The following is a 22,741-nucleotide window of genomic DNA, read 5'->3' on the forward strand; positions in this document are numbered from 1 at the left end:
TGTGAACGGTTTTCACACCCTACCGGACAGTAACCCCGGTCACACCCATCGCCGCCGTTGTCGATCCGTTACAAACCTCACCGCGGCGTAAACACCCGCTGATATGGGAAGACGCTCGAGTAACGCAGCGCCCGGACGGAGACCGATCACCGGGCGCGAGGTTTCGAATCGCACTGATTGGAAGTCAAGCGGTGCGTGTCGGACACGAGCCGACGCTAACGGCGCGTAAACGAACTACTAACAGGACTGTGATTCACACCTAAAAATGTGTTGTGGATCACATCAGAAGTGGTGGGGTGGACGTTCGCGTTCGAACCACTCGGCCGACGTCCTGGACGTCGACTCACTCCGATCGTCGGCCGTCTGTTCCGGGAGAACGTCACCGAAAACGCGAGCGAGCCGGGCCCGTTGCGCACGGGCCCGGCTCTCAGCGTCCTGCTCTGTCATGTTCTGCTCTGCCCTGTTTGTCGCGGGCTTCTCGTCCTCAGGCATCGGCGATGCTCAAGCGTCCAACCCGGACAGCTCGGTGATGACCTGAGCGGCCAGCGGAGTCAACGTCGCCATACCGTCGCGGATAGCCGCCCGCGAGGACGCCAGATTGACCACCAGGGTGCTTCCCGATACCCCCACGAGACCACGCGAGAGCCCGGCGTCGAGTGAACCGGCCGCGAGCCCCGAGGACCGCAGCGCCTCGCTGATGCCCGGAATCTCGCGATCCAGCACCTCGGCCGTGACGTCGGGAGTCACGTCGCGGGGCGAGACACCGGTCCCGCCGATGGACACCACCAGATCGACACCGCCGATCACCGCAGTGTTGAGGGCATTGCGGACGTCGACCTCGTCCGACGTCACCGCGACCACCCCGTCGACCAGGAAGCCCGCCTCGGTGAGCAGCTCCGTTACCAACGGACCCGTCGAATCCTTCTCGTTGCTGTGTGCGGTCCGATCGTCGACGATCACGACCAACGCCCGCCCGGCCAGAGGTGCCTCGTGTTCCATACCGATAACCGTAGTAGTAGAGCCCGCTCCCGATTCACGCTGTGCGTAAATCGTTGCCACGGTTGCCAGACGCTCGGTGTCGATCGGCATCATCGACCACCGGGGAAGCCGGGGATCTGCAGAGGCGACTGCGACTCGGACGGCGCCTGCACCGCTGCCGTCTGCGGCTCTGCCGTTCCGAGCGTCACGTCCACCGTCTTCTCGCTGCCGCCCTCGGTGTAGGTGATCTTCACCGAGTCTCCCGGTGCGTGCGAGCGCACGGCTGCGATCAAAGCATCCCCGCTGGTGATGACGCGATCGTCGACCTTGGTGATGACGGCACCCGTCGGGATCCCGGCTCCTGCCGCAGGCCCGCCTTCGGTGACCTCGACGACCGTCGCACCGTTCGCGTTGTCCTGAGAGGGCACCTGCACGCCGATCATCGCCTGCGTAGCCTTGCCCGTCGTACTCAGTTCGTCGGCGATGCGTTTTGCTTGATCGACCGGGATCGCGAAACCGAGGCCGATGGATCCGCTCTGCGATCCGCTCGACTGGCCACCGCCGAGTGTCGCGATGGCGGTGTTGATGCCGATCAGCTGACCCTCGGTGTTCACGAGCGCGCCACCGGAGTTACCGGGGTTGATGGCCGCATCCGTCTGGATGGCGTCGATGACGGAGTTCTGGTTACCGGATTCACCGCTCGTCGAGACCGGGCGGTTGAGCGAGGACACGATGCCCGTCGTGACGGTTCCGGCCAGGCCCAGTGGCGAGCCGATGGCCACGACCTGCTGACCGACCTGGAGGTTCGACGACGTTCCGAGTTCGATCGGCGTCAGGTCCGTGCGACCCTCGACCTTGATGACGGCCATGTCCGAGACCGCATCGGCGCCGACGAGCGTCGCCTGAGCCGTCGAACCGTCGTTGAAGGCGACCGTGAGCTTGCCGTTGGCTCCGGCGCCCGTCGCCACGTGGTTGTTGGTCAGAATGAGACCGTCCGACGAGAGGATCACACCGGAGCCCTCGCCCTCGGCCTGACTGCCGGTCACCTGGATCTGCACGACGCTGGGCAGGACCTTGTTCGCGACGGCCTGAATGGAACCGTCGGGGATGTTCGCTGCGGGCTGAGCGGCCGTCACCGTCGAGTTGAGGGAGTTGGTGGCGTTGCCGGCTCCGTTGCCGCCTCCCGCCGCGTAGACACCCACTGCCCCGCCGATTCCGCCGCCGACCAGAACCAGTGCAATTGCACCCGCTGCGATCGTCGCGCGGCCCGGTCGCCTGCGCAGAGCAGGCGGAGCCTGCACCGGAGCGTCGTGCTGCGTCGGAGCTGCATGTGTCTGGTTGTACCCGTAGCTCTGGGTGGGCGCGCCCTGCTGGTACGGATTGTGGCCGTACGAAGGAGCGGCGTACGGGTTGTGCGAACCCGGCTGCCCCTGCTGAGTCGGGAACTGCTGTGTCGCATGCTGATCGGACTGCGGAGCCGGATTCTGCCGCGTCGGATTCTGCTGGGCAGGATCGTGCGGGGTCGTGTTCGGCTCGGAGTCGTTACGATCGTCGGTCATCTGCAGTCGCTTCTTTCACTAGAAACCTCGCGTGGTGCGAAGTCACCCGCTCTGTTGTCGACTACATTGCCGGTCCGTACTGAGAGTGCGCTGAGATGCGCCTATCAGTTTCCCATGACTGTGCCGTCGGATTCGCCCTCTTCGGCGGCCACCAGGTCCGGCGCCGATTCCCCCGGCAGAACGATCCGAATGAGCGCACCTCCGCGCTCCGACACCTCGACGCCGATGGTTCCACCGTGCTTGACGACGACCTGGCGCACGATCGCCAAGCCGAGTCCGGAACCCGGCATGGACCGCGATGCCGTCGAGCGATAGAACCGCTCGAACACCAATTCCCGGTCCTCCTCGGGAATTCCGGGGCCCGCATCGTCGACGGTCAGTTCCATCAACCCGTCGCCGATCCTGCGCATGACGACACGAACTTCACCGCCCGCCGGACTCCACTTGGCGGCGTTGTCCAACACGTTCAGAACCGCACGTGACAATCCGGCCTGATCGCCGTAGACGAACCACGGCTCCAGCGTCGCATCGAAGTCGATTTCATTGCGGCGACGCCTCGCTCGCTCGAGACTCCGCTCGACGGCGTCGGCAAGATCCACCCGCTCGAACACCGTCTCCGGTGCGTCCTCCCGAGCCAGATCCACCAGATCACCGACGAGCGTGGACAACTCCTGAATCTGCGCGACGACGTCCGTACGCAGCTCTGCCATGTCCTCGTCCGGAATCGCCGGCGCCCCGGGACGGCCGGCAGCGATCAACAATTCCATGTTGGTCCGCAGCGACGTCAGCGGCGTACGCAACTCGTGACCGGCGTCGGCGACCAATCGGCTCTGCCGCCCACGCGATTCCGCCAACGCACGAAGCATCGTGTTGAAACTCGTCGTCAGCCGGGCCAATTCGTCGTCGCCGGTCACCGGAATCGGCGTCAGATCATCCGTCCGCGCAACCCGTTCCGCGGCAGCGGTCAGGCGCGCAATAGGTCGCAACCCGGTTCTGCCGACCGCCATACCCGCACCCGCCGCGAGCACGACGCCGAAGGCGCCGACGACCAGAAGCACCCACGCCAGCCGGTCCAGCACTGCACCCGTCGGCGACAGTCTTTGCGCGATGACGATCGCACTGCCGTCCTGTGCACGCTGACTCAGAACACGCTGATCGTCGACCGTGCGTAAGGACAGATCCGTCCGGCCCTCCGCGACAGCGATTTCCGGCTCGCCGATCGGCACCTTCGAACCCGGCGGCACGTACTTGCTCAGGTCCGGAAAGACAAGCGCGACGGACACGTCGGTGCTGTAGAGCGTCGCGCCGGCAACGTAACGAGGGTCGAACGTGACGATGTTGCTGTTGATCAGAGCGTCCGCACGGGTGCGAAGCTGACTGTCCACGTCGCCGTACAGGGCCCGCGAGACCACCGCGTACGCCGCGATCGCCATCACGGCCACCGCCACAGCCACCACCGACGCCGCCAACAACGTCACCCGCCAGCGCAAGGAGACCGTGCGGGTCAGCGGCATCGGAGGACGCATCGCGGCCGGATCCGACGAACGCTGCCCTGCCGTCGAACGCTGACCGAAAGGAGCGACCATCACGGAGGCGTCTCGCGGAGAACGTAACCGACGCCGCGGACAGTGTGGATCAACCGAGGCTCACCCTCGGCCTCGGTCTTACGACGCAAGTATCCGACGTACACCTCGAGAGCGTTGCCCGACGTCGGGAAGTCGTACCCCCACACCTCCTCCAGGATGCGGCTGCGAGTGAGAACCCGGCGCGGGTTCATCATCAACATCTCCATCAACGAGAACTCGGTACGCGTCAGACTGATCGACCGCTCCCCGCGGGTGACCTCACGGGTCACGGGATCGAGCGACAGATCAGCGAAGGTCATCGCCTCCGATTCACCCTCGGCGTCCATCGCCGTCCGACGAAGCAGCGCACGCAAGCGAGCAAGCAGTTCTTCGAGCGCGAAAGGCTTGGGCAGATAGTCGTCGGCGCCGGCATCGAGGCCCGCGACGCGCTCGGACACGGAGTCACGCGCAGTCAGCACCAGGATGGGCAGATCATCGCCCGTACTACGCAGCCGACGGCACACTTCCAACCCGTCCAGCCGCGGCATCATGACGTCGAGAACCAAAGCATCCGGGCGAGCCGCAGCGACTTTCTCGAGCGCATCGAGCCCGTCGACCGCCAATTCCACCGTGTACCCGTTGAAGGTGAGCGACCTCCTGAGCGAGTCCCGGACTGCTCGATCGTCGTCGACAACCAAAATGCGCATTGTCATAGTTTGTCCTGACGGACTGAGATATGTCTGAGAAGGGGTCTAGTCCACACTCGGCAGGCGCCGCGCAATGGGCAGATTCCACCGACGCCACAGAGCCAGCACCCGCAGACCCGTCGCAATGATCGTGCCCGCGACCAGGCCCACGTTGTCCGGAAGGCCCGACCCCTCGACGATCGCCACCACCGTCGACCCCAGCAGAGCCGGCACCGCATACAAGTCCCGGCGCAGCAGCAGCGGAACCTCGTTGACGAGAACATCCCGGATGACGCCGCCGGCCACTGCCGTCGTCGCGCCGATCAAGCATGCCGACAACGAGCTGCCACCAGCAGCCAACGCCACCGTCGCACCCGTCGCCGCGAACAGCCCCATCCCGAAGGCATCGAACAACAGAACCCCACGCCAAATCCGATTCATCACCGGATGCGCCACGAACACCACCAACGACGTCGCCAGAGCAACCGTCACATTCGGCCACTGATCCAACGACGTCGGCGGATGAATGCCCAGCAGCACGTCGCGAATGATGCCCCCGCCGATACCCGTCGTGATCCCGACAACGCACACCCCGAACAAGTCCAACCGCTTACGAACACCGATCAGCGCCCCGGACGCCGCAAACGCCACAATCCCCACATACCCCAGCACCTCGACCAGCACGGGACAAGCGTCGCACGAGTGGTCGACGCCTCCAACTCGCTGGTGGACGAGTCCCCTACTCCGATCCGTCGGACGCGGAGTCCGATCGACGCGCTCGGCGCTCGACGCGTTGCCGATCGGCCAGGTACGCGATCCGAAGAAGCTCCAGAGCAGTATCTAGGCTTCGAGTCTCCGGATTCACCACGCACACCCAACCCGGGTACACCGGATGAGGACGAAACACATCCACGGCGCCGACGTCACTCACCGACGCATCTTCGGTGAACCGGTCCGCTCCCGAATGAATGTTCAGGCGCCAACGATCGGTGTCGTCCAGACGCGAACCCGTGTCCCCAGGATAGTTTTTCGTCACGATCGTCGCGAACGGTTGACGGGTGCGCGGAATCTGTCCGTCGGGCGCGTAATAGAAGAAGTGATCGCCCCACGATATCTCTGGGTGTGCACTCCCAGGTCCTGGAGCAAGGTCGAGTACACCCTCGTAGGTTTCGACCTCCGACAGAATCCGTTGAATCGACATGGTGTGGTCAGACTTCCCTCAGCTTCACGGTCCCGTCCTCGTCCACACTCCAGCCAGGGTTGTGGCATACCTCCCAGATGACGCCGTTGGGGTCGGCGAAGTGACCGTTGTACCCACCGAATGCAGCTTTCTGCGGCTGCTTGATCAATGTCCCACCTGCCTCGACGGCTGCCTTCACCACTGCGTCGGCTTCGGCGGGCGAGCTGACGTTGTGGGAGAGCGTCAACCCGCCCACCGTTGCGGGCCCGTCGTTCCGCCCGAGGTCCTCGGTGAATTTCTGTGCGTCGAACAAGCCCAGAACCAAGCCCGACGCGATCTGGAAGAAGATGATCTCTCCCGGTACATCCAGAAGAGGTGTCCACCCGAGGCCGTCGCGGTAGAACGCTCGGGACGCATCGACGTCGGGAGTAGCGAGTGTCAGGAAATGTACGCGCTGATCCATGCACCCAGTCTGACGCCTCCGCCCCGGTCTGGCAGGCTTTCCACGGTCACTACCGAAGAGAGTGCAGGTGAGAAAGTTGCCGATCGTCGACAACGCGGTCTATGTCGACGGCAAGCGTGCCGTCACCCCAGACAACCTCGACAGCACCTACGAGGCCATGCGAGAACGACACGGCATGGCGTGGATCGGTCTCTACCGACCCGAGGAAGAGGAGATCAATTCGGTTGCAGCCGAATTCGGACTCCACCGCCTTGCCGTCGAAGACGCCATCGCCGCGCACCAGCGTCCCAAGCTCGAGCAGTACGGCGACCAACTCTTCGTCGTCTTCAGGCCCGCCCGCTACATCGATGAAACCGAGAAGGTCGAGTTCGGTGAGCTGCACGTCTTCCTCGGACCGGACTTCGTCGTCACTATCCGCCACGCCGAATCGCCCGAATTGTCCGCCGTCAGATCGCGATTGGAAGCCGACCCCGAGCTGTTGACGCTCGGCACCGAAGCCGTCATGTACGCCATCCTCGACCAGGTCGTCGACGAATACGAGCCCGTCGTCGAAGGGCTGCAGAACGACATCGACGAAATCGAGGACCAGCTCTTCTCCGGCGACCCATCCGTGTCCCGACGCATTTACACGCTCTCGCGTGAAGTAGCCGAATTCCAGCGCGCAACCGAACCATTGGTGTCGATGATCGACGCCCTGAAACGCGGCAACAACGAGTACGAACTCGACGTCGAACTCAAACGATCCCTCCGCGACGTCCTCGACCACTGCGTCCGCATAACCGAACGCGTGGAGGGCTTCAAAGCGACGCTGCAGAACGCGCTGCAGACCCACGCCACACTCGTCGCGCAGCAGCAGAACGAGGAAATGCGCGCCATGACGCAGGTCAGCCTGGATCAGACCGAGCAGACCAAGAAAATATCGTCCTGGGGCGCAATCCTGTTCGCTCCCTCGCTGATCGCCGCCATCTACGGGATGAACTTCGAGGACATGCCGGAACTCAAATGGCACCTGGGATATCCCATGGCCATCCTCGGCATGGTCGTCCTGTCCTCCGTCCTCTACCTGGTCTTCAAACGCCAGAAGTGGCTGTGAAAAAATGTAACGGAAGAGGGGAAGGATCGGCGACCGATTAGCCGCGACGCGGCCTCGCACGAGACTTCCGTACTGTTACACAGCCACTCACTGGAATAATCTATTTTAGTCAGACCAAGGAACTCAGCGCGCGGATCCTGAAATGTAGTGATGTCAGAGTTTCGCGCAGCACTGAATCCGCGAGCACATCCTTCGTTTTCATCACCGACAGCAGCGCGGCGACGTCTTCATCCAACTGCTGCTGGTCAGCATCCCAGCTCTGCCATCGTCCACCTACATCGCGAACGCGGACCGGTCTCGACTTCTGCCATGCAATTGCTAGATCAACTTGCTCCGTTTTCAGTACAACCCGAGAGCAAACGTCATCCAAAAACTCGAGGGCCCCACTACCGCCGGTTTGCCAAATAAGAGCCTTGCGCCGCTTTTGCTTGTTAAGACTGCTTATTGAACCACGCCACAGCGTTTGGCAGTATTTTAGAATCTCCCGAGTGCGAACGCTGTCCGCTTGAGTTATTTGCACCCGCAAAGTGCGTCCTAACTGGCCACCTTTATAAATTCCAACAGAGCCTTCTCCATCGAAAAAGCCAGCGACATACATAAGATCCAGTTCCACACTTCCCCCTTAGCACTTGACCTAGGGGGACATGGTCCCATACAGCTCTGACAGATTCTCGCACCCGAAATCTGCCCGAACGAACCGCAAGCGTCGGCCGCTGAGAAAGCGTTATTCGAAAAGTCGTTTCACGAACGGAACGGAATCCTCCTGTGATTGCAGTAGTGCACCGCTGTGATCCGTCGGGTACGTGTAAAGCGTGACGTCCTGACCGTTCGCCTTCATCTGAGCAACCAGTGAAAGTGCAGCGGGTGCAGGCACATCCACGTCCGTCAGACCTTGTCCGATGAATACCGGTCGGTCGTAGCCGGAGACGGGCACGCCCATGTAGTCGTTCAACAGACCGTAGAAATTCGGAATCTGGTTCAACGGTTTGGCGAACAGATCACCGGAGACAGTGCCGGCGAACTCGTCCTCAGCATCGAACACGCAGACCCTTTCCGCGCGGTCGACCAGCTGTCTTCCCTGTTCGGTGAGGTACGAGTCGAGGTCGATCTCCGGATGCGCATATCGCAGACCCGCCAGGATGTACAGCAGATACGTCGTCAGACCCTTGCCAGCGGCGACCGGAAGAACTCCCGGTCCCAGCGGCAGAAGTGCCAGCTCGATGTTCGCCGGCACCCCGGTCCCGACGGCTCCGCGGTAATCCAGCTCGGGGCCACCGTATTCCGTCGCGTATCGGGCAGTGGTGATCGCTGCGCCACCGCCCTGGGACTGGCCGATCACTACCCACTTGTTCGACAACGACGGCTCGACGGATCTGGCCGCCTTCACCGAATCCACGACACTGTGTGCAGACACCTTGCCGTCGAGATACGGCATCAATCCAGGCGTGCCCAGGCCGACGTAATCGGTCGCGGCAATCGCGTATCCCTGGTCGATCCACGTCGACAAGTAGCCGAAATCTCGCTCGCGGTCGGCGGGGCCGACACGGGACGGCGCACACTCGTCGGCGAGACCGGAAGTGCCATGAGCCCAACCGACGACCGGCCAACCCCCCTCGGGCGCCGGTCCCTCCGGAACGAAAAACGTTCCACTACTGAGCGCCGGAGCACCGTCGGATCCGACAGTCCAGTACGTGATGCGCTGCGCCTCACCGGTTCCGGGAATCCACAGATCAGTGGGCAGCGGGGACGTCTCCACAATCGTGCCGGGCGTCCTGTCCACCGGCTCTGCGGATGCAACAGCACCTGCCATGGTGCATGCAAGAACAGCGCACGTCAGGGCAGCAGCGGACCGAAAAGCGAAGGAAGTGGACACTTCGACAGACTAACGGCTTCTCCACACCGGACGCCAGGGTTTTGTTTGCCCCCCCTTGAAGCGGAGCGAACGTGCCGTTCGGTCACTTGAAGTGACCGAACGGCACGTTCGCTCTCGAGAAGGTTGCTCGGGTTCAGCTCGGGTCGTAGACACCGGTCTGTACGGCCTTGACGAGTCGGCGAGGGACTTTGAATTCCTGCCCGCCGACGCGGACGCTCACGAGGTCGGGAGCGACGGCTTTCCACTGTGCTCGGCGGCTGCGGGTGTTGGACCGCGACATTTTCCGCTTCGGTACAGCCATGTCTCAGGCCTCCTTACGGCTGCGCCGGCCGTAGCGCTTCTCGAACTTCTCCACGCGACCCTGGGTGTCCATGATGCGTGCGGCACCGGTCCAGAAGGGGTGGGATTCGCTGGTGACGTCGACGATGACGAGTGGGTAGGTGTTGCCGTCTTCCCATTCGACCTCGCGGGTCGAGGTGATGGTGGACCGGGTGAGGAACTTGGTTCCTGTTCCTGCGTCCTGGAATACCACGGGGTGGTAGTCGGGATGGATTCCTGCCTTCATTCCTGTGCCTCTTTCTTCTGCTCCGAGTACGGGGATTCTGCTGTTTCGCACGGGTCTTCGTGCCACTGACCGAACGGGTCGTTCCATTCGGCCCATGCCTGCCGGTCGGTCATCTCGTCGTCGGACACCAGCGCCCACTGCAGCGTCCGGTCGATTTCCGACGGATCGGCGGCGTGGACCAGGACGACCAGCGAGGTGTCGCGGTCACCGAAGTCCTCGTTCCACCGAAGGGCAGCCATGGCCCGACGCGAGGTGTCGACGCCGTCCTGTTCCTCCGGTGTCATTGCGGCCAGCCATTTTCCGGCACTGGCGACGCGCAGTCCGCCGCCGGCGGACTCGATCCACAGGGCCTCGTCGGGTTGGGTTGCCACCCAGGCGCGTCCGCGTGCGGTGACGACACCGTCGAGCAGAACGTCGATTGCCTCGTGGAATCGTTCGGGATGGAAGGGTCGCGTCGCCGAGAATTCGACGAGAGTCACTCCGCAATCCGCCGTGAGTGGAGGTTCACCGCGCAGCAGCGGCGAGTGGGCGTCGGTGATGGCGCCGCGACGCGCACCCAGCGGAACGGCAGCGACCAGCGCGTCGGCGTCGAGCTTGTCCCCCGGCCCCACCCACGCGATGGGCGCACCGGGTGCCAGACGCTCCAACACGGCGGCGAGCTTGGCGCGTTCCCACGCGTCGACCTCGGGGCCTGCGGTGACGACGAGAGCATCGGCATAGTCGACCTGCCCGACGACGACCTGCGCGACGGTCCGGTCGTCGTCGCCGCTGGCCACGATTCCTCGGTCGGCCAGGGCGTCGTCGCCGGTGGCGTCCGCGAGCCAGGTGGCGGCGTCGAGGCAGTCGATCACGGCTTCGATACGGACGTCTCGCGAAGCCGATCCGTCGACCTGACCGACGATGCCCGCGACGACGACGTTCTCGATCGCCCAGCACAACGCTTCCGGCTCGAGGGCAGGATCCATCGCCAGGACGATCCGTTGCACCGAACTACGGGTGGACAGCGTCCTCAGTAGCGGGAGGAGGTCCTCACGCAGCGTGCAGGAGACACAGCCGTGCGCGAGTTCGAGAATGGTTTCGCGCGGTGCGTCGCCGTCCGCGTAGAGCGTCCGGCGGACGACGCCCTCGTAGACGCGGCTGAGGTCGTGGCGTACGGCGACGGTGCCCGGCCCGAGCAGTGAGGTCACCACGTCGTCCATGGCACCCGTCCAACCGGATACGAGTACGAGTGGTGTGCGGCCGTCCACAAGCAGATCCCTTCTATCGACAACGATTGTCATTTCTTGCGTTGTCACGCTACATTCGAAACAACGCTTTGTCGAAAACGATTGTCATGTCAGCTAGAGAGGACCGCGTATGTCCGCGCACTGCCAGGTGACGGGACGGAAGCCGGGATTCGGTAAGTCCGTTTCGCACTCGCACGTCAGGACCAGCCGTCGCTGGGACCCGAACATCCAGAAGAAGACCTACTTCGTCCCGAGCCTCGGCCGCCGCGTCACGCTGACGCTCTCGGCGAAGGGGATCAAGACCATCGACCGTGACGGAATCGACGCCGTCGTCGCCAAGCTCGTAGCACGAGGGGAGAAGCTCTGATGGGAAAGAGCACGGACGTCCGTCCGATCATCAAACTCAAGTCGACCGCAGGCACCGGATACACCTACGTGACCCGCAAGAACCGTCGAAACGACCCCGATCGCATCGTGCTCAAGAAGTACGACCCCGTCGTCCGCAAGCACGTCGACTTCCGTGAAGAACGCTAGCCGCGAGGAGCGCTGACATGGCCAAGAAATCGAAGATCGCCAAGAACGAGCAGCGGAAGGTCGTCGTCGCCCGGTGGGCAGCCCGCCGGAGCGAACTGAAGGAGATCATCCGGAAGCCGTCGACACCCGATTCCGAGCGAGCAGAGGCCCAAGCGGCACTGCAGCGTCTACCGCGCGACGCGAGTCCGGTACGATTGCGCAATCGTGACGCTGCGGATGGACGTCCGCGCGGTCACCTGCGGAAATTTGGACTGTCACGCGTGAAGGTACGCGAGATGGCTCACCGTGGGGAGCTGCCAGGCGTCCACAAGTCGAGCTGGTAAGGAACAGGGAAGAACAGATGGCAGTCAAGAGAGCACCGTCGAAGAAGGTCCGCGCAGAGGCAGGACGTCGACCCAAGAAGAACCCGTTGAACGCCGCCAAGGTGACCACGGTGGACTACAAGGACATCAACCTTCTTCGTCAGTTCATCTCGGACCGCGGCAAGATCCGTAGCCGCCGCGTCACCGGCCTCACGCCGCAGCAGCAGCGTCAGGTCGCCGTCGCAGTGAAGAACGCTCGTGAGATGGCTTTGCTGCCGTTCACCAGCCGGTAAGAATTTCTCGTAGGAAAGGCCACGCACTCTCGGGTGCGTGGCCTTTCTGCGTGAGCACTAGAGTTAGTCCTGGCCAGCCTCCCCGAGAGAAACGAGACCTACCGCTCCATGTCCGGTGTTCTCGAAGGCTTCACGGTCATCTTCATCGTCATCGCGCTCGGCTACGTACTCGCCAAGTTCCGAGTTCTCGGCGAGCACGGCCAGTTCGTCCTGAGCCGGCTCGTGTTCTTCGTCGCGACACCTTCGCTGCTGTTCGTGACACTCGCGCAGGCCGACCTGGCCGTCATCCTGTCGCCGATCCTCGTGATCGCCGGCGTGACCGCCCTCGCCGTCGGCGCCCTGTACTTCCTCCTGGCCCGGCTCGTGCTGAAACGCCGCGTGCCCGAGGCAACGATCGGCGGCCTGGCGTCGTCCTACGTCAACGCCGCCAACCTCGGCATTCCCATCGCGGTGTTCGTGCTGGGCGACGCCAACTTCGTCGCACCGCTGCTGCTCTTCCAGATCATGGTGTACTCGCCGTTGGCGCTGACCATCCTGGACCTGTCGACCATGGGCAAGAAAGCATCCATCCGCAATATCGTCGTCACGCCCTTCAAGAACCCCATCGTCCTCGCCGGCGCCGCAGGACTCCTGCTGTCCATCTTCGGCATCGAACTGCCCGAAGCCATCATGCAGCCGTTCGACCTGGTCGGCGGCGCCGCCGTGCCCGGCGCTCTTCTCGCGTTCGGTCTCTCGCTCTACGGCGCCCGTGTTCTCCAGAAAGGCACGAGCCCCAGGCGAGACGTACTCCTCGCGACGACGATGAAAATGGTGCTCCAGCCGGTCCTCGGCTACCTCATGGGACTCGCCATGGGATTGGAAGGGCACGAACTCTTCGCCATCACCGTCATCTCCGCGCTGCCCACCGCCCAGAACGTCTTCGTCTTCGCGAACCGCTACAACCGCGCCGTCGTCATGGCGCGGGACACGGCCTTCGTCACCACCATCGCAGCGATACCCGTCATCGCACTGGTGACAGCCCTGCTGGCCTGACCGATCGCCCGATTCTTGGACTACCCAAAGGTTCTCCTCAGCTCCCGCGGTTACTTTGGAATCATGAGGTTTCTGGCTGCAGGAGTTCTGCTGTGCGTCCTGCTCGTCGGGTGCGGCAACGACCCTGCCGACGGCGGTGACGACGTCGAAGCCACCACCCCTACGTCTGCGCAGCTGATGCACAGTCCCAGTGCACCGCCGGTGCCCGTGGAGGTTCCGGTAGGCGACGTCGGGACGATGTTCGAATCCACCCCAGGACTGGTGCGCGCGGTGTCGACGCCGTTCGAGTCGTGGAGCCAGATCTCCCCCAACACCATCGCCATCCATTTCGTCACCGGAACCCCGGAGTGCTACGGGGCCGAGGTGGAGGTCACCGAGTCCGACACCGAAGTCGTCATCGCACTGCGCACCGGAACGCTTCCCGAGGCCGCGGACAAGGCCTGCATCATGGTCGCCGTGTACGGCACGATGCAGATGACCTTGAGTTCGCCCGTCGGAGACCGCGCCATAGTCAACGCGGCCTAGTAACCTGACCCAGGTGAGCGATCACCTGCCCGAACAAAACCGTGAATCCGTCCGTGCCGCCGACGCGGACCGCAACCTCGTCGCGAAGCTCCTCAGTGACGCTCTGGCCGGTGGCCAGCTCACGGTGTCCGAGTACGACGAACGCACGGCCGCCGCGTATCGCGCGAAAACCTACGGTGAACTCGACGTTCTCACCAGCGACCTTGCGCTGACGCCGCCCACCGAAGCTCTCTACTCGGCTCCCAGCCGTTCCACCGATCGCGCCGTCGCCATCATGAGTGGATTCGAGCGCAAGGGAGAATGGACCGTCGCACCGCGCGTCGAGGCCGTCGCGTTCTGGGGCGGCGGTGAGATCGACCTACGCCGAGCACACTTCTCGGCTCCCGAGGTGACGCTCAACTGCGTCGCGATCATGGGCGGCATCGACATCACGGTCCCCCGCAACGTCGCCGTCGAAGTACGCGGCGCAGGCATCATGGGCGGCTTCGACCACCTGAGCCAGCAAGGTGCTCCCGGAGCCCCACGAATCGTGGTGACAGGCTTCGCCTTCTGGGGCGGCGTCAGCATCAAAGCCAAAGACTAGCGGGACTTCCTGCGTTTCAGATAGTCCGACACCACCGCAGCTCCCAGCCCGTCCAGCTCGGGGGCGATGACTCGCCCGCCGACCCGCTCGGCCATCTTGTCCACGACGCGGGCCAACCCCGGATCGTCTCCCAACCGGAAGATGGTGACCTGCGCACCCAGCTTCGCCACCGTGTCGAGTTCACGGACCGTCAGCCCCAAAGTTCTGTTCGACGGCGGATAGTCGAAATACGCGTGCCCGTCGGGCTCGAGGTGCGCGGTGGGCTCGCCGTCGGTCACGATCAGCACGACAGGTTGCGCGTTGGGATGCCGACGCAGGTGCCGCACCGCCAGCATCAACGCGTGATGCAGATTGGTGCCCTGGTCGTACGCCCCGTCGAGACCGGCCAGTTCCGACGCCGTCAACGTCTGCGCGTGACGACCGAAGCCGATCAGCTGCAGATCGTCACCGCGAAACCTGGTGCTGACAAGGTGATTCAACGCAAGCGCGGTGCGTTTCATCGGCACCCAGCGACCGTCCATCACCATCGAGAACGACGTGTCGACGAGCAGCGCGACGGCCGCCTGCGTCCGCGTTTCGGTCTCGCTGATCTCGACGTCGGTCACCTGCAGTTGCACCGGGAACGTCGAGCCCTCGGCTGCGGTGCGCAGGACTGCATTGTTGACGGTGCGGGTGACGTCCCACGGCTCCGTGTCACCGAATTCCCATGCCCGCGAAGCACCCGTCGGCTCCCCCATCGCACCGGCCTTGCGCGTGTCGCGCTCGCCGCCGCGTCGGGAAATTCGTCCCGCGACGTCCTTGAGGGCCGACTGTCCCAGCTGACGCATCGCCTTCGGCGACAGCCGCCACTGGCCGTCGGCACCCTTGTCCATGAAACCTTGCTGTTCGAGCGCCTTTTCGAGCTCGGCCAACATGCGAGCATCCGCCGCAGCTTCGGGCCCCAACTGTTTCAGCAACGCGTCGGCATCGATGTCGTCGAGCGCGGCGCCGTTGTACTGCTGGGAAAGCTGATTTCCGAGGTTCTCCAGATCAGCGATGTCCTGCAGCGCACCGGTCCCGTCGCCCAGGCCCATCCCGTTCTCGCCGCGGAAGTTCTGCGAACCTTCCCAATCCTCCCCCGGCCTGGCCTGCTGAAGGTTCTGGTCCAGCTGGTCGAGCTGTTGCCGAAGAGTGGAATCTCCGAATGCCTGCTGCGCCAGCGCATCCAATTCCGCTCGCTGCTCCGGGCTCAGCGAGTTCCGCAGACGCTGAGCTGCCGCGGCGCGCTGAGCGAGCGAATCGAGGAGCTCCTCGACGTTCGACGGATTCTCGGGGAAATGCTGGCCGTGCTCGGCCATGAACTCCGAGAAGTCCTGCTCGGTGTCCTCGCCTCGATTGTGCTTGTCCAGAAGCTCGTTCAGATCCTTCAGCATCTCGCTGATGGATTGTCGATCCTCGTCCGTCGCATTCTCGAGCGCATTCTTCATACCGGCGAAGCGTTGGTCCAACATCTCCCGCCCGAGGAGATCCTTGATCTTCTCGTAGTTCTCACGACCCTCCGAGGAACGCCAGTCGTAATCGGCCAACTCCTGCACGGCCTGCGCCGTCGACGGGGACAGATCCCCGATCTGCATCTCCTGGAAACGCGCATCGTCGTCGAGCGCACGCGCCAGCGCCTTGCGCTCCTCGAGCACAGCTTTGTCCAGGAGTTCGCGGACCTCCTGAAGTGTTCCGTCGAGGTTGTTCTTGCGCAGAAGATCCCGTCGCCGACGGTTGGCCTCGGCCGCCAGATCGTCGAGGCCCCTCATGTTCCGGGTACCCCGCCGGAGCATCTCCTGCATCGCCCGGCGAGGCGAAGCGCCCTCGAGCACGTCCTCGCCGATCGACTCCAGTGCTTCGCGGAGGTCTACCGGCGGTGCCAGTGGATCGGGGCCGTCGTGATACCGCCCGTATCTACTGGCAGGCATCAGCTGTACACCGTCTGTCCGTCGTCGTCGGGATCCTTGGAAATCCGCCGCGCAAGGTACAACCCTTCCAGCGCGAGTTCCGTTGCGGCAGCGCGTTCGCCGTCGGAGGTCGCGTTCAGACGCTCGTCGATGTCCTGCAGCACCTCGAGGTCCGGCAGCTCACCGATGAGTGTCTTGGCGGCGATTCGGTCGCCCGTCACCACCGGCTCACCCTGTTCGATGGCCGTGACGAGCGGTGCCAGGTTGATTCCGCCCAGCCTGTCCCGCACCGTGTCGGCCGTCGCGCGCCGAAGCAGATGCTCGAGCACCTCGGTCTCGCGGCCCTCTTCACCGGACTCGAATTCCACCTTGCCCCTGAGCACTTCGATGATGGTCCCGAGGTCCACCGGCCGCGCCACCGCGTCGCTCTCGCCGAGAACCGCAGCACGATGCACCGCTGCGGCCGCGATGGTCTCCGCCGCTGCGATGGCGAACCGCGCCGACACACCCGAACGCTGGTCGACGGACGGCGACTCACGCAGCAGCCGTGTGAACCGAGCCAGCACCTCGAGCAGGTACGACGGTACGTTCGCCGGGAGGTTGGCCTCCTGCTCGATCACCGAGATCTCGTCGGCCAACGCATGCGGGTAGTGAGTGCGAATCTCGGCGCCGAAGCGGTCCTTCAGTGGAGTGATGATCCGCCCACGGTTGGTGTAGTCCTCGGGGTTCGCGCTCGCGACGAGGACGACATCCAGCGGCAGCCGCAACGTGTAGCCGCGGACCTGGATATCCCGCTCCTCCATGACGTTGAGCAGTGAAACCTGAATACGTTCCGCGAGATCGGGGAGTTCGTTGATCGCCACGATCCCCCGGTGACTCCGCGGCACGAGCCCGAAGTGGATGGTCTCCGGATCTCCCAGACTCCGACCCTCGGCGACCTTCACCGGATCGACATCGCCGACGAGGTCCGCAACCGACGTGTCCGGAGTCGCCAGCTTCTCCGAGTATCGCTCGCTACGGTGACGCCACTCGACGGGCAACCCGTCGCCGAGCTCACGTGCGCGTCGGATACTCGCCGGAGTGATGGGTTCGTACGGATGCTCACCGAGCTCGGAACCTGCAATGACAGGCGCCCACTCGTCGAGCAGAAGGTTCAACGTACGCAGAAGGCGTGTCTTTCCTTGCCCTCGTTCACCGAGCAGAACAACGTCATGACCAGCAAGAATCGCTCGCTCGAACTGCGGAAGCACAGTCTTGTCGAAGCCCAGAATTCCCGGCCACGCATCCCTGCCCTCACGCAACGCGTCGAGCAGATTTTCCCGGAGTTCTTCTTTCACGGAGCGCTGCACGTGTCCGGCCGCACGCAACTCGCCGACAGTGGTGATGCCAGGTCGATTAGAGGTCACTTCACCAAAGTACGCCCGTCTCAGAAGAAGCACCGTTCGTCGAGTTCGCACTTGTGCAGAGAAACGGGGGTCTTTCGTCTGCACAAGTGCGAACTCGTCACACAGGCGCGCCCGCTTGCCGCAGTTTGCGTCGAACACGCTCGACCACCTCGCGCGGACGGAGGCGCAGTTGCTCCGAATTCACTCGGACCACCAGCCAGCCGGCGCGCTCGAGCCTCTCGAACCGCTCGATGTCCCAGGACCGCTGCTTCTCCGACGTCCAGTGCTGCACCCCGTCGTACTCGACGGCCACCTTCCACTCCGGCCAGCCCAGATCGCAGCGAGCGAACAACATGCCGTGTTCGTCGGCAACGCGAATCTGTGTCTCGGGTGGAGGCAGTCCTGCATCGACAAGCAACAGCCGAGTAGCGGTTTCCTGCGGAGACTCTGCACCACCGTCGACGAGTGCCAGAACCGATCGCGCCGCGGATACTCCCCGTAAGCCCGCATACCGTGCGCACAACGGAAGAACGTCTGCAGCCGAGATTCCGGACACTCCTGACAGGTCGTCCAGCACCTGCACGGCCCGCACTCTGGGGAGCCGCCTCGCCAGATCGAACATGGTTCTGGGGATCGTGGTCACCGGCAGACCTGCGACGGTGGTGATCTCGACATCGCGGACGGTATCGAATCGGATGCGGATACCGTCGAGTTGGTGTCGGCGTCCGAGCCAGATCACCTCCGCAGGCGAGTCGGGGTCGATCCATCGTGCGCCGTGCAATGCAGCTGCCGACATCCCGCAACACACCGCCGCCCTACCAGCGAACACGTGGGCTGCCCGCGCCCGGACAACGGCGTCGATCCGAACGCCTTTGCGCACATAGACGTCGCGGTGAATGCGCTTGAAGCCGTGGGTCAGCTGATGTCGAGTCAGGCTACCGTCGCGGACTGCTAGGGAACCTCTAAACGGCTGGTCGGCGGGCACCCGCCCACGATTGCACGGCTACCCACCCGAAAAGCGGTCTGGAGCCGGAGCCTGTGGATAGATTCCGGTCTATCCACAGGGCGCGAGTTCGCACTTGTGCAGACCAATCAGGTGCTTCGGCCCGCACAAGTGCGAACTGGATCAGTGCGCGAAGTGACGCGAACCGGTGAGGTACAGCGTGACGCCGGCGTCCTGGGCGGCGGCGATGACTTCGTTGTCGCGGACGGATCCGCCGGGCTGCACGACGGCTTTGACGCCGGCGGCCAAGAGAACCTGCAGGCCGTCGGGGAACGGGAAGAAGGCGTCCGAGGAGGCAACCGAACCGACGACGCGATCGCCCGCGCGCTGGACGGCGAGGTGAGCTGCGTCGACGCGGTTGACCTGGCCCATACCGACGCCGACGGACGCGCCGTCCTTGGCCAGCAGGATTGCGTTGGACTTGACGGCACGGCCTGCACGCCAGGCGAATTCGAGATCCTTCAGGGTCTGCTCGTCCGCTGCGTCACCGGCTGCCAGAGTCCAGTTGGCCGGGTTGTCGCCGTCGGCGTCGATGGCGTCGCGTTCCTGCAGCAGAGTCCCACCGGAGATCGGCTTGAGCTCGACACCCTTGCCCGACGGCGCGGCCGCGAGCAGAACCCGAATGTTCTTCTTGCGCTGCAGAACTCCGAGTGCACCGTCTGCGTAGGACGGAGCGACGATCACCTCGGTGAAGATTTCCGCGACCTGCTCGGCCATCGCGACCGTCACTTCGCGGTTGGCTGCGATCACGCCGCCGTAAGCACTGACGGGGTCGCAGGCGTGAGCCTTGCGGTGCGCTTCGGCGATATCCGCGCCGACGGCGATGCCACACGGATTGGCGTGCTTGATGATCGCGACGGTCGGGCCCTCGTGATCGAAAGCGGCACGCCACGCTGCGTCGGCGTCGGTGAAGTTGTTGTAAGACATTTCTTTGCCGTGCAGCTGCTCGGCCTGAGCTATGCCGGTGCCGGCCGGGTCCTTGTACAGGGCTGCGGCCTGATGCGGGTTCTCGCCGTAGCGCAGCACTGCCGCGCGGTCCCAGGTGCCGCCGATCCATTCGGGGAACTGCGAGTCCGATTCCACGAGAACGCTGCTCATCCACGAGGCGACCGCGACGTCGTACGCAGCGGTGTGCTGGAACGCCTGTGCCGCAAGCGAAGTGCGCTCGGCGAGCGTGAACCCGCCGCCGGACACTGCGGTGAGTACATCGGAGTACCGAGCCGGATCCACCACGACCGCCACCGACGGGTGATTCTTCGCGGCAGCGCGGACCATCGACGGGCCACCGATGTCGATCTGCTCGACGCATTCGTCCGGTGTCGCGCCACTGGCAACGGTGTCGGTGAACGGATAGAGGTTCACCACGACCAACTCGAACGCCTCGATCCCGAGCTCCTCGAGCTGCGAAACATGCTCCGGCCGACGGGTATCGGCGAGAACACCCGCATGGACACGCGGATGCAACGTCTTCACACGGCCGTCGAGGGTCTCGGGAAACCCGGTGAGATCCTCGACCTTGGTGACCGGGATCCCGGCGTCGGCGATCTTGGATGCTGTCGATCCGGTAGAGACCAGAGCGACGCCTGCCTTGTGCAAGCCGGTTGCGAGTTCGATCAAACCGGTCTTGTCGTAGACGCTGACCAGTGCGCGGCGCACTGCTTTACGTTCACTCATGGTTGAATCTGAGCCTTTCGTCCATCGGAGACAACACCTCGGGTGGCAACAGCTGCGATCACATCGACCAGAAGCCTGCGTTCCACGGTCTTGATTCGCTCGTGCAGAGTCGCGACATCGTCGTCGCCCAGCACGGGCACAGCTTCCTGAGCCAGAATCGGCCCGGTATCGACACCGGCGTCGACGAGATGCACCGTCGACCCGGTCAGTTTGACGCCGTAGGCGAGCGCATCCTCCACTGCATGCGCACCGGGGAACGACGGCAACAGCGCAGGATGAGTGTTGACGATGCGTCCGGCGAACGCACCGAGAAAATCGGAACCGAGAATCTTCATGAAGCCGGCGGTCACCACCAGATCGGGCTCGTGCGCCAGCACACGTTCGGTGAGAGCCGCATCCCAGCCATCACGGTCCGCGAACTCCTTCAGCCCGACGCGGAAATGCGCAATCCCGGCAGTGTGTGCATGCCGGGCAGCGTCGCAATCACGATCGACACCGACCGCAACGATCCGCGCCGGATAGGACTCGGCCTTCGTCGCATCGATCAGGGACTGCAGAAGCGATCCGGTGCCCGAAGCGAGGACAACGACGCGTGCTGGGTGCTCACGGGTGGCAGTCAGCGCACTTCTCCTGATGTGTCGTTCTCCGAAAATCGCCCGACGATCACCGACGGGTTCGCTCGAAAGAATAGTCGCCCACGTGTAGGCCACCGTCAGGCAGGTCCTCGGGCGCGAGTGCCGGTGACCCGGCTGTCACGACCACCCAAGTCCGCCAGCGGGTTCAGGACCGGTCGTCGGTGTTGCCATCATCAGGCGGCGTAGCTTCCGAGGGCACTTCCTCGACGATTTCGGCGTCGACGATGTCCTCGGTCTCCGTTGTGTCCTCGGCAACCACGGCAGCGTCGACGTCGGGTGAATCGACGGTCTCGGGCAGGGCGTCGGGCTCTTCGACGATTTCCGCGTCCACTGCATGTTCTGGATGCGCGACGGGCGCGGCGATGGCGGCGATGGGTTCCTGCTCGCGCCGGGGTTCCGTGTCGACGTCGTCGGCGATCGGGGTCTGCTTGGACCCTCCGCGCCATGCGGTCACGGCGGCCGCGAGGGATCCGACGACGGCAAGCCAGGCGAAGACGAGCAGGCCGAGAGACCATACCGTCACCTGAACGGTTCCGAAGGTGCCCAGGTTTCCGCCTGCCGCGAAACCGAGCACCAGCGTGGACACGCCGATCATGGCACTCGCCACCCACACCGCGGACAGTGCGTAGTGCACGTCCACCGTGCGCCTCGCGCAGTCACGTCCGAGCAGCAGGCCGGCGCCGATCGGAATCACGAGCATCAGCATCCACAGCGTCTGCGACGGCCCCTCGGGCAGGACGGCCAAGACCGGCAGCGGGGGAAGCGGACCTCCCGTGGCCTGGAACATGCTGACCGATACGTCGCCCACGTGCGCCGACGATCCGACCGACACCGCGATCGCGCCGAGCAGCACGTTGGGCAGGTACAGGATCGACAGCACCGTCAAGCCGAGTACACCGACGAAGCCGTTTCCGGATTCCAGCAACATCTCCATCGTCGACCACGACGCCAGCATCGCGGCCAGCACGATCGCACCGCCGCCCGCGACGAGGACAGCCGCCGCCCGGATGGTCGGGGCCACGATTCCGCGCAGCCATTCCGGCAGACGATCCGACTCGGTGGCCCACACCCCGCACACCAGTCCGATGCCCGCGGACACCGCGTGGACGGCCGCCACCCACGCGAAAGCCAGCAAAGCATTGGGTGTGTCGAGCCCGATCACCGACGACGCGTCCGCGGCCACCGCCAACGCGATCGCGGTCACGAGAACCGGACCGAACACCGCCGCGCCCACGATCAGACCGTGTTCCCGACGAGTCTCCGCCCGGCCGACTGCCCGCGCGACGCCCCGCGCCACGACAAGGACGAGAACAAGCGTCGGGACGAGCGGGAAGACGCCCAGGGAGGTGCCCTCGATGCTGAACGGGACCTGATGGATCGCGAACCACAGCCCGGCGATTGCTCCGAACGTCCCGGTGAGCTCACTGTTGACCGACACCAGCGTCACGAGAACGACCGTCGCGATGATCGCGACGAGCACACCCGGAATCCGGAACCCGACGGTCAGCATGGTGGTGGATTCGGAAGGAGACAACAGAGGTCGACGCTCCGGCGGACGAGACGTCCCTCGGGCGCGTTTCCTCTCCTGATTCAATACGGCGCTCATCGGTGTCGAGCGTTCCACCTAGCTGCCGACGGGTGGTTCAGGCGCGCCGACACAGC

Annotated in this window: 26 protein-coding genes; 8 read left to right on the top strand and 18 right to left on the bottom strand. The window is 64.2% G+C overall.

Annotation, left to right across the window (positions count from 1 at the left end; translation table 11 throughout):
• Positions 1-501: 501 nt before the first annotated feature.
• From H292_RS0110660 to H292_RS0110690, 7 genes are all read right to left on the bottom strand, one after another.
• On the bottom strand, positions 502-999 hold the full coding sequence (locus H292_RS0110660; RefSeq protein WP_019664499.1) for a MogA/MoaB family molybdenum cofactor biosynthesis protein: 498 nt from the start codon (positions 997-999) through the stop codon (positions 502-504).
• Between the two features lie 89 nt (positions 1,000-1,088).
• On the bottom strand, positions 1,089-2,537 hold the full coding sequence (locus tag H292_RS27085; protein ID WP_020111425.1) for a S1C family serine protease: 1,449 nt from the start codon (positions 2,535-2,537) through the stop codon (positions 1,089-1,091).
• A 104-nt stretch (positions 2,538-2,641) separates the two neighbouring features.
• The gene (locus H292_RS0110670; protein WP_020111426.1) at positions 2,642-4,123 is read right to left on the bottom strand and encodes a HAMP domain-containing sensor histidine kinase; all 1,482 of its coding nucleotides are present in this window, start codon (positions 4,121-4,123) and stop codon (positions 2,642-2,644) included.
• Entirely contained in the window at positions 4,123-4,815 is a 693-nt protein-coding gene (locus H292_RS0110675) for a response regulator transcription factor (protein WP_170945144.1), read from the bottom strand. The genes H292_RS0110670 and H292_RS0110675 overlap by 1 nt, the downstream gene beginning before the upstream one ends.
• Before the next feature lie 39 nt (positions 4,816-4,854).
• Positions 4,855-5,472, bottom strand: a complete 618-nt coding sequence (locus H292_RS0110680; RefSeq protein WP_019664495.1) for a trimeric intracellular cation channel family protein — start codon at positions 5,470-5,472, stop codon at positions 4,855-4,857.
• 55 nt (positions 5,473-5,527) lie between these two features.
• Positions 5,528-5,989 carry a DUF6194 family protein gene (locus tag H292_RS0110685; RefSeq protein WP_020111427.1) on the bottom strand — a complete coding sequence of 154 codons (462 nt, stop codon included), beginning with the start codon at positions 5,987-5,989 and terminating at the stop codon, positions 5,528-5,530.
• Between the two features lie 7 nt (positions 5,990-5,996).
• Positions 5,997-6,431 (bottom strand): VOC family protein, encoded by a 435-nt coding sequence (locus H292_RS0110690; protein WP_020111428.1) that lies wholly within the window; start codon positions 6,429-6,431, stop codon positions 5,997-5,999.
• 76 nt (positions 6,432-6,507) lie between these two features.
• Between H292_RS0110690 and H292_RS0110695 the strand changes: the two genes are divergently transcribed.
• On the top strand, positions 6,508-7,524 hold the full coding sequence (locus H292_RS0110695) for a magnesium and cobalt transport protein CorA (RefSeq protein ID WP_027498747.1): 1,017 nt from the start codon (positions 6,508-6,510) through the stop codon (positions 7,522-7,524).
• A gap of 109 nt (positions 7,525-7,633) precedes the next feature.
• On the opposite strand, the gene H292_RS28120 is transcribed toward H292_RS0110695, so the two are convergent.
• The 5 genes from H292_RS28120 to mrf all read right to left on the bottom strand — a co-directional run bounded on the left by H292_RS28120 (position 7,634) and on the right by mrf (position 11,209).
• Complete coding sequence (locus H292_RS28120; RefSeq protein WP_143545026.1) at positions 7,634-8,137, bottom strand: LAGLIDADG family homing endonuclease; 504 nt, start codon at positions 8,135-8,137, stop codon at positions 7,634-7,636.
• Between the two features lie 111 nt (positions 8,138-8,248).
• The gene (locus H292_RS0110700) at positions 8,249-9,397 is read right to left on the bottom strand and encodes a lipase family protein (RefSeq protein ID WP_027498748.1); all 1,149 of its coding nucleotides are present in this window, start codon (positions 9,395-9,397) and stop codon (positions 8,249-8,251) included.
• 133 nt (positions 9,398-9,530) lie between these two features.
• Positions 9,531-9,698, bottom strand: coding sequence for a 50S ribosomal protein L32 (rpmF, locus tag H292_RS0110705; RefSeq protein ID WP_037110618.1), 168 nt, complete (start codon positions 9,696-9,698; stop codon positions 9,531-9,533).
• A gap of 3 nt (positions 9,699-9,701) precedes the next feature.
• Entirely contained in the window at positions 9,702-9,962 is a 261-nt protein-coding gene (locus tag H292_RS0110710) for a type B 50S ribosomal protein L31 (RefSeq protein WP_019664488.1), read from the bottom strand.
• Positions 9,959-11,209 carry a ribosome hibernation factor-recruiting GTPase MRF gene (mrf, locus tag H292_RS0110715; RefSeq protein WP_020111431.1) on the bottom strand — a complete coding sequence of 417 codons (1,251 nt, stop codon included), beginning with the start codon at positions 11,207-11,209 and terminating at the stop codon, positions 9,959-9,961. Before mrf ends, H292_RS0110710 begins: the two co-directional genes overlap by 4 nt.
• Positions 11,210-11,318: 109 nt before the next feature.
• Here mrf and rpmB point away from each other — a divergent pair, with 109 nt between their 5' ends.
• The 7 genes from rpmB to H292_RS0110750 all read left to right on the top strand — a co-directional run bounded on the left by rpmB (position 11,319) and on the right by H292_RS0110750 (position 14,457).
• Positions 11,319-11,555: a 50S ribosomal protein L28 gene (gene rpmB / locus H292_RS0110720; protein ID WP_019664486.1), complete on the top strand. Its 237-nt coding sequence runs from the start codon at positions 11,319-11,321 to the stop codon at positions 11,553-11,555.
• Positions 11,552-11,722: a 50S ribosomal protein L33 gene (gene rpmG, locus H292_RS0110725; protein ID WP_170947607.1), complete on the top strand. Its 171-nt coding sequence runs from the start codon at positions 11,552-11,554 to the stop codon at positions 11,720-11,722. The genes rpmB and rpmG overlap by 4 nt, the downstream gene beginning before the upstream one ends.
• A 17-nt stretch (positions 11,723-11,739) precedes the next feature.
• Positions 11,740-12,045: a 30S ribosomal protein S14 gene (gene rpsN, locus H292_RS0110730; RefSeq protein WP_019664484.1), complete on the top strand. Its 306-nt coding sequence runs from the start codon at positions 11,740-11,742 to the stop codon at positions 12,043-12,045.
• A 17-nt stretch (positions 12,046-12,062) separates the two neighbouring features.
• Positions 12,063-12,317 carry a 30S ribosomal protein S18 gene (gene rpsR / locus H292_RS0110735; protein WP_008719028.1) on the top strand — a complete coding sequence of 85 codons (255 nt, stop codon included), beginning with the start codon at positions 12,063-12,065 and terminating at the stop codon, positions 12,315-12,317.
• Between the two features lie 108 nt (positions 12,318-12,425).
• On the top strand, positions 12,426-13,349 hold the full coding sequence (locus H292_RS0110740; RefSeq protein ID WP_020111432.1) for an AEC family transporter: 924 nt from the start codon (positions 12,426-12,428) through the stop codon (positions 13,347-13,349).
• 63 nt (positions 13,350-13,412) lie between these two features.
• Positions 13,413-13,874: a hypothetical protein gene (locus tag H292_RS0110745; protein WP_019664482.1), complete on the top strand. Its 462-nt coding sequence runs from the start codon at positions 13,413-13,415 to the stop codon at positions 13,872-13,874.
• 13 nt (positions 13,875-13,887) lie between these two features.
• Entirely contained in the window at positions 13,888-14,457 is a 570-nt protein-coding gene (locus H292_RS0110750; RefSeq protein ID WP_019664481.1) for a DUF1707 SHOCT-like domain-containing protein, read from the top strand.
• On the opposite strand, the gene H292_RS0110755 is transcribed toward H292_RS0110750, so the two are convergent.
• The 6 genes from H292_RS0110755 to H292_RS0110780 form a co-directional block, all read right to left on the bottom strand.
• Entirely contained in the window at positions 14,454-16,403 is a 1,950-nt protein-coding gene (locus tag H292_RS0110755; protein ID WP_020111433.1) for a vWA domain-containing protein, read from the bottom strand. The two genes, H292_RS0110750 and H292_RS0110755, sit on opposite strands and share 4 nt — an antisense overlap.
• Positions 16,403-17,788, bottom strand: coding sequence for a sigma 54-interacting transcriptional regulator (locus H292_RS0110760; protein ID WP_027498750.1), 1,386 nt, complete (start codon positions 17,786-17,788; stop codon positions 16,403-16,405). The genes H292_RS0110755 and H292_RS0110760 overlap by 1 nt, the downstream gene beginning before the upstream one ends.
• A gap of 97 nt (positions 17,789-17,885) precedes the next feature.
• Positions 17,886-18,752, bottom strand: a complete 867-nt coding sequence (locus tag H292_RS0110765; RefSeq protein ID WP_027498751.1) for a DUF559 domain-containing protein — start codon at positions 18,750-18,752, stop codon at positions 17,886-17,888.
• Between the two features lie 141 nt (positions 18,753-18,893).
• Positions 18,894-20,444 (bottom strand): bifunctional phosphoribosylaminoimidazolecarboxamide formyltransferase/IMP cyclohydrolase, encoded by a 1,551-nt coding sequence (gene purH / locus H292_RS0110770; protein WP_019664477.1) that lies wholly within the window; start codon positions 20,442-20,444, stop codon positions 18,894-18,896.
• On the bottom strand, positions 20,441-21,097 hold the full coding sequence (purN, locus tag H292_RS0110775) for a phosphoribosylglycinamide formyltransferase (RefSeq protein WP_051127751.1): 657 nt from the start codon (positions 21,095-21,097) through the stop codon (positions 20,441-20,443). The genes purH and purN overlap by 4 nt, the downstream gene beginning before the upstream one ends.
• Positions 21,098-21,224: 127 nt before the next feature.
• Positions 21,225-22,685, bottom strand: a complete 1,461-nt coding sequence (locus H292_RS0110780; RefSeq protein WP_231383815.1) for a cell division protein PerM — start codon at positions 22,683-22,685, stop codon at positions 21,225-21,227.
• Positions 22,686-22,741: the final 56 nt, after the last annotated feature.

Origin of the sequence: Rhodococcus sp. 114MFTsu3.1 (genome assembly GCF_000383555.1) — a bacterium.
In the GTDB taxonomy this organism is placed as follows: domain Bacteria; phylum Actinomycetota; class Actinomycetes; order Mycobacteriales; family Mycobacteriaceae; genus Rhodococcoides; species Rhodococcoides fascians_E.